8 protein-coding genes are annotated in these 8,178 nt (G+C 70.4%); all 8 read right to left on the reverse strand.

All coding sequences use genetic code 11. The features are described from left to right. Positions 1–9: 9 nt before the first annotated feature. The gene (gene nifH, locus LRF89_RS06470; RefSeq protein ID WP_201168071.1) at positions 10–885 is read right to left on the reverse strand and encodes a nitrogenase iron protein; all 876 of its coding nucleotides are present in this window, start codon (positions 883–885) and stop codon (positions 10–12) included. A 511-nt stretch (positions 886–1,396) separates the two neighbouring features. After that, complete coding sequence (locus LRF89_RS06475) at positions 1,397–2,284, reverse strand: SIR2 family protein (RefSeq protein ID WP_201168074.1); 888 nt, start codon at positions 2,282–2,284, stop codon at positions 1,397–1,399. After that, a complete protein-coding gene (locus LRF89_RS13570; protein ID WP_201168077.1) occupies positions 2,262–3,227 on the reverse strand; it encodes a nitrogen fixation protein NifZ in 966 nt (321 codons plus the stop codon). Before LRF89_RS13570 ends, LRF89_RS06475 begins: the two co-directional genes overlap by 23 nt. Beyond that, positions 3,227–3,562: a nitrogenase-stabilizing/protective protein NifW gene (nifW, locus tag LRF89_RS06490; protein WP_201168080.1), complete on the reverse strand. Its 336-nt coding sequence runs from the start codon at positions 3,560–3,562 to the stop codon at positions 3,227–3,229. The genes LRF89_RS13570 and nifW overlap by 1 nt, the downstream gene beginning before the upstream one ends. 11 nt (positions 3,563–3,573) lie before the next feature. Continuing rightward, a complete protein-coding gene (nifV, locus tag LRF89_RS06495) occupies positions 3,574–4,719 on the reverse strand; it encodes a homocitrate synthase (protein WP_238636779.1) in 1,146 nt (381 codons plus the stop codon). Then, the gene (locus LRF89_RS06500) at positions 4,719–5,312 is read right to left on the reverse strand and encodes a nitrogen fixation protein NifQ (protein WP_238636780.1); all 594 of its coding nucleotides are present in this window, start codon (positions 5,310–5,312) and stop codon (positions 4,719–4,721) included. The genes nifV and LRF89_RS06500 overlap by 1 nt, the downstream gene beginning before the upstream one ends. Continuing rightward, positions 5,309–6,364: a nitrogenase cofactor biosynthesis protein NifB gene (nifB, locus tag LRF89_RS06505; protein WP_201168090.1), complete on the reverse strand. Its 1,056-nt coding sequence runs from the start codon at positions 6,362–6,364 to the stop codon at positions 5,309–5,311. Before nifB ends, LRF89_RS06500 begins: the two co-directional genes overlap by 4 nt. A gap of 187 nt (positions 6,365–6,551) precedes the next feature. Continuing rightward, positions 6,552–8,129 carry a nif-specific transcriptional activator NifA gene (gene nifA / locus LRF89_RS06510; RefSeq protein WP_238636781.1) on the reverse strand — a complete coding sequence of 526 codons (1,578 nt, stop codon included), beginning with the start codon at positions 8,127–8,129 and terminating at the stop codon, positions 6,552–6,554. Positions 8,130–8,178: the final 49 nt, after the last annotated feature.

Here is an 8,178-nt window from a genome sequence, read left to right on the forward strand (position 1 = left end):
TCTCCCCCTTTACGCCGAGGCGGTCTCGTCGGCCTTTTGCCCCACGATGGACTCGTCCTCCTCCTCGAGGATGCCGAACTCCATGAGCAGGTCCTCGAGGTCATCCATGCCCAGCGGCGTGGGCACGACCATTTGGGTGTTGTTGATGACGTTGTCCGCCAGTTCGCGGTAGACGTCGGCCTGCTTGCACTCCGGGTTGTACTCGATGACCGTCATACGCCGGATCTCGGCGTGCTGGACCATGTTGTCCCGCGGGATGAAGCCGATCATCTGGGTACCCAGCCGGCTGGCGAGGTTCTCGATGAGCTCGTCCTCGCGGTCGGTGTTGCGGGAGTTGCAGATCAGCCCGGCCATGCGCACGCCGCCGGAGCTGGCGTACTTCACGATGCCCTTGGCGATGTTGTTCGCCGCGTACATGGCCATCATCTCGCCGGAGACGACGATGTAGATCTCCTGGGCCTTGTTCTCGCGGATGGGCATGGCGAAGCCGCCGCAGACCACGTCGCCAAGGACGTCGTAGAAGACGAAGTCCAGGTCGTCCTCGTAGGCGCCCTCCTCCTCGAGGAAGTTGATGGCGGTGATCACGCCGCGGCCGGCGCAGCCGACCCCCGGCTCCGGGCCACCGGACTCGACGCACTTGGTGTCGCCGTAGCCGACCTGCAGGACGTCCTCGAGCTCAAGGTCTTCGACGCTGCCCGCCTCGGCGGCCAGGTGCATGACCGTGTTCTGCGCCTTGGCATGGAGCATCAGGCGGGTGGAGTCGGCCTTCGGATCGCAGCCGACGATCATCACCTTCTTGCCTTTCTCGGCGAGCGCCGCCACCAGGTTCTGCGTGGTGGTGGACTTGCCGATGCCGCCCTTGCCGTAGATTGCTGCCTGTCTCATGGGTTAATCCCTCCTGACCGATGGTTACGTCGGCCGCCTCAGCGGCTCGCACCCGGGTTTTGCAACCGGCGTGCCAGCAGGGGGCAACGACGGACCCGCTGCGCCGAAGGTGACCCGCCGCGTTTACGCAACCCGTTGATCCAAAAGACTTATAGGAAGACTAAGAACGATCAGCAAAGAAAGGGCGAACACCCCCGGGGGCCCGGCCCGACGATCCGGGACGGCCCGCAGGCCCGTGGCAAGTCCGACATGATCGGCCGGGGGTTGTCGGGGAGCGGACAAGGGGAAGAACCGCTCCCCGACCGACAGGAGGGATGCTTCAGTGCTCGCTGAAGACGGCGGTGTGACCGCGGTCGCTGAAGGCGAGGACCTGGTAGGGCTCATCCGGCTGGCCGGGGATCCACTTGCGTCGCATCGCCCCTGCTCCTCATCGACAGGTTGTGTGGCACCGGTCGTCATTATTGATCGAACGCAATCCGGATGCCACCCCCTCCGACGGGGCGAGCGACGCTCAGGCGCGTTGGGGTGACGAGGCGACGCCGACGGCCCGCGCCGCCAGATCGCGGGCGCAGGCCTCGATCACGGTCACACCGTGTCGGGCGAGATAGCGCCGCTCCTTGCCGGCCGTGGCGGGCAACAACGCCCAGCCCTTGGGCTCGCCGGCCTCCTGGGTGATCTCGGTGAAGAGCATGCGCTCGGTATCCCGGGTGAAGCGAACCCCGAGACTCAGGTAGCGCACGCCCCGGCGCCGCTCCTTGAGGAACCGCGGCAGGGCGAAGCCGCCCATCAGTTCGGTGAGGTAGTCCACAAAATCGGCGTCCGAGGCAACGAAGCTCGGCTCGGGCCGGGGCGACCCCAGGGGCTTGAACAGGATCGGACCCGCCGGCGACGGCGGCGACTCGGCCGCCTCGTCGTGGAGCTCGTGGTAGCCGATGCTGTCGTGCCGGAAGACCCGATAGCGTCGCCCGCCAGTGACCCGTGCGACGCCCTGAACCAGCAGGTGCGGGGTGCCGGCCCAAGCGTCCTGGAGCTGGGTATCCCGGTTGAGATCCACCACCCAGGCCGGCCGCTGCTGCGCCAGCCAGTCGATCACCGGCGCCCGGGTCCAGGGGACCTCGCCGAAGCAGGTCCGCAGAAAACGCTCCAGATAGGGGCGTCCGTGATCCTGCTCGACCTTCATCGCCGCCCGCGAGAACTCGTGCATCAGCACCGGCGACATCGGCTTGCCCTGATTCAGCGCGAGGATCAGCCGCTCGTTGTCTGCCGGCATGGCATCGCCGGTCTCCGGGTGACACGCCCCGTCCAGCGCGCCCGGCCCGAGCACCGGGACGACGCTGCCGTCGGCGAAGCCGTGGGTCCAGCGGCGAATACGCTCGTCATCCAGTCCCGGATGGCTCATGGTTCTCCCCTCCCTGGCCGGCCCGCGCCCGATCCCGTTGGACCTGGCGGGCCCGCTTTTCCTGCAGGGCCCCGCGGATCCGCTCGCGCAGCTCGTCATCCAGCGGGGCAACGTCGGGCGGGTGCACGGTCTCGCAGAGGAGCACGTGCAGACCCATCGCCGTTTCCACCGGGCCGCGCACCTCGCCGGCGGCCATCTCGAACAGGGCCGCGTCCAGCTCCTCATGCAGCTGCCCCCGCGCCACCCGGCCCACCAGCCCGCCGTGCAGGGCGCTGGGGCACTCGGAGTGGCGCTCGGCGGCGGCGGCAAAGCCCCGCGGGTCGTCCGCCAGCTTCCCGGCCAGCTTCTCCGCCCGCGCCCAGGCCCGCTGCCGGGTATTCTCCGGGAACTCGTCGTTGATGGTGATCAGAAGATGGCGCACGGTGCGCGTCTCGTCCCGCTGGAAGCGCTCCGGATGCTCGCGGTAGAAGCGCTCCACGTCCTCGTCGGTGACCTCCGGCACCTCGGCGGCCAGCGGCGCCAGGGCGTGCTCCGGAACCTGCAGCGTACGCCCCGGGAAGCGGACCTGGTAGGCCGGCCCGGTGCGTGCATCGCGCAGGACGCGGATGATCTCGCCCACCGCACCCGGCTCGGCCACCACCTCGCCATGGACGGCGAGCCGCCGCGTGGGCGTGACACGGTCGCGAAACTCGAAGCGGGTCTCCACCCAGTGGCTGGCTGCATCCATGAGCTCCTCCTCGCGACAGCCGACCATGCGGTCCTGATCCAGAAAGAAGACGCTGTAGACGATCTGATCCTGCAGGAAGGTCCCCACATCACGGACGTAACCCACGCTCCCCCGGGGGACGAGCAGCTCACCGCGGGCCACGCCGGGGTAGGTGCCGTCGTTGCGGATGTTGCGCGCCACCCGCACCGCCGCGCCGATCCGGAACCGCGGCAGCATCAGCCGAATCCTCCACGGCCGATTCGAGCCACCGGGACCTCGCCGCTCGCCCCCCGGGCCACCTGCCGGTGGATGCGCAGCGCGGCCTGGCTGCGGGCGTCGGAGCCGACGAAGTCGTCGTGGGCGCGTTGCAGCAGTGCCCGGGCCTGCCCCTCGGCCTCATCGGGTGTCGCCGGCGGCTCGGCGCTGGCGTAGTCGTGGAAGCGCTGCAGGATATGCAAGCGGTAGACCCGCAGCAGCTGTGGATCGTAGGCCACGCCGAGGCCCTCGAACCACGCCTCCGCGCCCTCCAGGCCCTCCTCGTTTTCCGGTTCCAGTGGCTCCAACCACTTCATGGCAACCTCCTCTACACCTCGACGGCATCCTCGGCGGCCGCGGCCGCCCCTTGCGCCACCAGCGCACGCAGCTCCGCGGCACTGGGGGCACGCTTGTGAGTGACACTCCAGCGGCGGATCAGCGGCAGCAGCGCCCGGGCCTGCTCGCGGTCCAGGCTCACCCCGGCCTCGCGGCACGCCGCCTGGACCCCGCGGGTGCCGGAGTGCTTGCCGAGGACGAGCTCGTGGCACCGCCCGACCTCGTCCGGATCCAGACCCTGGTAATTGCGGGCGTCCTTGAGCAGCCCGTCCACGTGGATCCCGGCCTCGTGGCTAAAGACACCGGCGCCGACCACGCTCTTGCCCCAGGGCACCGGCCGGCCCGAGGCGGCCTCCACCAGTGCCGCGACACCGGTCAGGCCGGCGGCGTCGACCCCGGTGGTCCGGTCACAGAGCCGATGAAGCGCCAGGGTCACCTCCTCGAGCGCGGCGTTGCCGGCACGCTCGCCCAGCCCGCAGACGGTGGTGTTGACGTGGGTGGCGCCGCCGCGGACGGCGGCCAGGGTGTTGGCCGTGGCCAGACCGAAGTCGTCGTGGGCGTGCATCTCCAGCTCTAGGCCGGTGACCGCGCGCAGGCGCTGGAAGAGCTCGTGGACCGCGAACGGCTCGGCGATGCCGACCGTATCCGCGATGCGCAGCCGGCGCGCCCCGGCCGCCTCCGCACAGTGCGCGACCTCGACGAGGAAATCGGGATCGGCGCGGGTGGCGTCCTCGCCGCCGACACTCACCGCCAGCCCTTCGGCCCGCGCCCGCCGCACCCATGCATCGATCCGACCCAGCACCCAGCGGCGGTCGCGGCCGAGCTTGTGCGCAATCTGCTGATCCGAGACCGGGATAGAGCCGTCCACCCCCCAGACCCCCAGCCCGACACACGCCCGCAGGTCCGCCTCGCGCATGCGCGCCCAAACCAGCAACCGCGCCGACAGCCCGGCGGACACCAGGGCCCGGATGTCGGCCCGCTCCTCGGGCCCCATGGCCGGGATGCCCACCTCCAGCTCGGGCACGCCGATCCCGTCGAGCGCCGCGGCGATGGCACACTTCTCCGCGCGGGTGAAGGCCACGCCGGCGGACTGTTCGCCGTCGCGCAGGGTCGTATCGTCGATCACCACCGCGCCCATCACTCCTCCGGCCCGAAGCACTCGGCGAAATCGCTGCAGGCGTCGCAGGACGGCGCCCGGCACGTATAGATTCCGGTCTCTTCACACAACCGCTTGTACAGGAACTTCTTCCACTTCATGTCGCGGTCGTTCAACGCACAGAGCGCGGGGAAGGCGTCTTCCATCAACGCCGTGAGCTCCCCACGGGAGCGCAACCCCAGGTCCTGCCAGAGATGATCCCGGCCCAGACAGCCGGCGGCGACGATGCGCGCCAGCCAGCGCTCCGAGCGATCGGCGCCGCGGCGGTAGCGAAGCAGCAGGTCGGCGACATCCGCCTGCTCGTCGGCCAGCGGTTGCGAGAGCGTCGTCGGCTCGGGGAACGGGGTTACCGCGCCCACACTGGGAAAGTGGCGGCCCATCATGGCCACGTACTCGCCCGGCTCCAGACCCATCCACGCCGGCAGGACGCTCTCGCCGCTGAGCCAGGCGGCCACCAGCCGGCCCAGCGCGCGATCATTGGGCAGGCCGGTGGCCCCGGCCAACAGCCCGCCGCAGGTGTAGGGGGCAAAGACCCGCCCATCGGGCTCGGGCGGCAGCGAATGGGTGCGGTTCATGGCGTACCCTCCTCTTCCCGCAGCTGCTCCTCCAACTCCTGCCAGGTGGCCTGCTGGCGTCGGCGCACGGCCTCCGGATCCAGCGACCGGCCCGCTACCCGGGCCCGGCTGAACTCCGCCCCGCGGTCCTCGCCGATCAGCCCGGCGGCATCGGCACGGCACTGCTGGCAGTGGCTCATCACGGCGATATCACTGGCGCAGGCGGCCCGCAGGCCGAGCAGCTCGGCGTCGCTCGGACCGCGCTGGCCGATCTCGCCGAAGTAGGTACCGTGGCTGGGGTCGGAGATCAGGGGCATGACGTTGTGCAGGAACGCCCCGCGCTGGCGGACCGCCCGGGAAACGACAGGTAGATGCTGATGGTTGATCCCGGGGATGGCCACCGAGTTGACCTTGACCAGCACGCCGCGGGCGGCCAGCGCCTCGATGCCGGCGAGCTGGCGCTGCACGAGGATCCGGGCGGCCTCCAGGCCACGCCGGCGCCGGTGCTCAAAGAGGATCGAGGGGTGGATGCGCGCGCCGATCTCCGGGTCGATGGCGTTGACCGTCACCGTGACGTGCTCCACCTCGAGGGCCACCAGATCGTCCACGTAGTCGGGCAGCGCCAGGCCGTTGGTGGACAGGCACAGGCGCAGCTGGGGAGCCACCTCGCGGATGCGCTCGAAGGTCTCGAAGGTGCGGCGCGGGTTGGCCAGGGCGTCGCCCGGTCCGGCGATGCCCACCACCGACAGCTGCGGGATTTCATGGGCCACCGCCAGGGTCTTGGCCGCGGCCTCCTCCGGAGTGAGCACCTCGGAAACCACGCCGGGGCGGGACTCGTTGGCGCAGTCGTACTTGCGATTGCAGTAGTTGCACGAGAGGTTGCACCCCGGGGCAACGGCCACGTGCAGCCGCGCGAAGTGGTGGTGGGCACGCTCGGAGTAGCAGGGGTGGTCCCGGACCTTGGCGCGCAGCGCCTCGGGCAGGTGCTCGAGCCCGTCGCCGGGCGCCCCCTCGCCACCGACGCCGGGGCAGCCGGCGGCGGGGTCGCAGGTGGTGGAGCCGGATGCGTCCATTGTCTCTCCCTCCGTCGGGACCGGAGCCGCGCTCCGGTCGGGCCTGCCCGCTCTTTTGCAAACCTCGTGCCGGATCACGGGAGCGGCCAACCGCCCGTCTCGCCGTGCCTCCCGCCGCGGCATTCGCCGCGCGTGTCGCAAACCCCACACAGCCGCGTGTCGCGTCCGCCACGCCGCCAGCAACGGCTCATAGGCTCTTGACCGGGATGTCGAGGGTCTTGATCCGGTAGGCGATCTGCCGCGGCGTCATGCCCAGCAACCGCGCCGCCTTGGCCTGCACCCAACCGGTGCGCTCCAGCGCGGCGATGACCCGCTCGCGCTCGTCCAGGTTCGGGTCGTTCGGGTCCGGGGCCGCCGGCCCGGCGGGCAGCACCCCGCCCTCGACGGCCGGCGAGCCGTCCTCGGGGATCCCGGCCAGGATCACGGCCTCCTGGTCGATGCGGCCGTCCTCGCTCATGATCGCCGCCCGCTCCAGGGCGTTCTCCAGTTCGCGAACATTGCCCGGCCAGTGGTAGCGCATCAGCGTGCGGATGGCGTCGTCGGAGATCTCCAGCGCCCGCTCCTGGTTGCTGGCGATGCGCCCGACGAGGAACCGGACCAGCTCCGGGATGTCCTCGAGGCGCTCGCGCAGCGCCGGCATGGTGATGGTCATCACGTTGAGCCGGTAGTAGAGGTCCTCGCGGAACTCCCCGGCGGCCACCGCCGCCTCCAGATCGCGGTTGGTGGCGGCGAGCACGCGCACGTCCACCCGCCGGGTCCGGGTGCTGCCCACCCGCTCGAACTCCCCCTCCTGCAGGACCCGCAGCAGCTTCGCCTGGAAGGCCGGGGAGATCTCGCCCATCTCATCGAGGAAGATGGTGCCGCCGTCGGCCTGCTCGAAGCGCCCCACCCGGCTCTGCACAGCGCCGGTGAAGGCGCCTTTCTCGTGGCCGAAGAGCTCGCTCTCGAGCAGGCTGTCGGGCAGCGCCGCGCAGTTGAGCTTGACAAAGGGCGCGTCGGCCCGGGGCGAGTTGTAGTGGATGGCGTTGGCCAACAGCTCCTTGCCGGTGCCGGACTCACCGCGCAGCAGCACCGTAGTGCTCCACTGCGCCACCCGGCGCACCTGCTCGAAGACCCGGCGGATAGCCGGGGTCCGGCCGATGACGTTCTCGAAGCCGTAGCTCTCCTGCACCTCCCGGCGCAGGCGGTCGCGCTCATCGACGATGGCCGCCTGCTCACGGTCAACCTCGGTGGCCAGGCGGACCGTCTGTGCGACCAGGTTGGCGACCATCTGCATGAACCGAGAGCGCTCGGCCAGCAACGCGCCCTCGTCGGCGGCGGGCTGGGCGGCAAGTACGCCCACCGGCGGGTCCTGCTCGCCGGGGCCGTTGATGGGTACACCGATGAACGGCAGATCCGGATCGTAGAGGCCGAGCCGATCGAGGAAGCGCGGCTCCTCGGAGATGCGCCGCACGATCAGCGGCTCGGCGTGATTGAGGATCTCGCCAACGATCCCCTCGCCCGGCCGGTAGGCGACCTCATTGGCGGGGCTCTGCCCGTACAGCGCGCGGACGATGGTCTCGCGGCGGACGGGGTCGCGCAGGGCGACCATCCCGGAGTGCATATCGGCGTGCTCGTGGAGCACTTCCAGGACAGCCTGAAGGGTCTCGCGCAGGTCGAGACTGCGCGAGAGCACCCGGCTGACCTGGTACAGCGCCTCGAGCTGGGCCTCGACCAGTTCGGCCCGGGCGCGTTCTCGGGGGCCGACGGACGTGGGGTTCTCCATGAATACTCCCCTCCGCTAGGTGCATCGGTTTTGGCTGGCCCAGGTGCAT

This window comes from Halorhodospira sp. 9621 (assembly GCF_022228055.1).
GTDB classification, from domain to species: domain Bacteria; phylum Pseudomonadota; class Gammaproteobacteria; order Nitrococcales; family Halorhodospiraceae; genus Halorhodospira; species Halorhodospira halophila_A.

Bases quoted from the DNA above. Each gene is read 5' to 3' on its own strand.
- nifH (WP_201168071.1), bottom strand. From the start codon at position 885: ATGAGACAGGCAGCAATCTACGGCAAGGGCGGCATCGGCAAGTCCACC.
- LRF89_RS06475 (WP_201168074.1), bottom strand. From the start codon at position 2,284: ATGAGCCATCCGGGACTGGATGACGAGCGTATTCGCCGCTGGACCCAC.
- LRF89_RS13570 (WP_201168077.1), bottom strand. From the start codon at position 3,227: ATGCTGCCGCGGTTCCGGATCGGCGCGGCGGTGCGGGTGGCGCGCAAC.
- nifW (WP_201168080.1), bottom strand. From the start codon at position 3,562: ATGAAGTGGTTGGAGCCACTGGAACCGGAAAACGAGGAGGGCCTGGAG.
- nifV (WP_238636779.1), bottom strand. From the start codon at position 4,719: ATGGGCGCGGTGGTGATCGACGATACGACCCTGCGCGACGGCGAACAG.
- LRF89_RS06500 (WP_238636780.1), bottom strand. From the start codon at position 5,312: ATGAACCGCACCCATTCGCTGCCGCCCGAGCCCGATGGGCGGGTCTTT.
- nifB (WP_201168090.1), bottom strand. From the start codon at position 6,364: ATGGACGCATCCGGCTCCACCACCTGCGACCCCGCCGCCGGCTGCCCC.
- nifA (WP_238636781.1), bottom strand. From the start codon at position 8,129: ATGGAGAACCCCACGTCCGTCGGCCCCCGAGAACGCGCCCGGGCCGAA.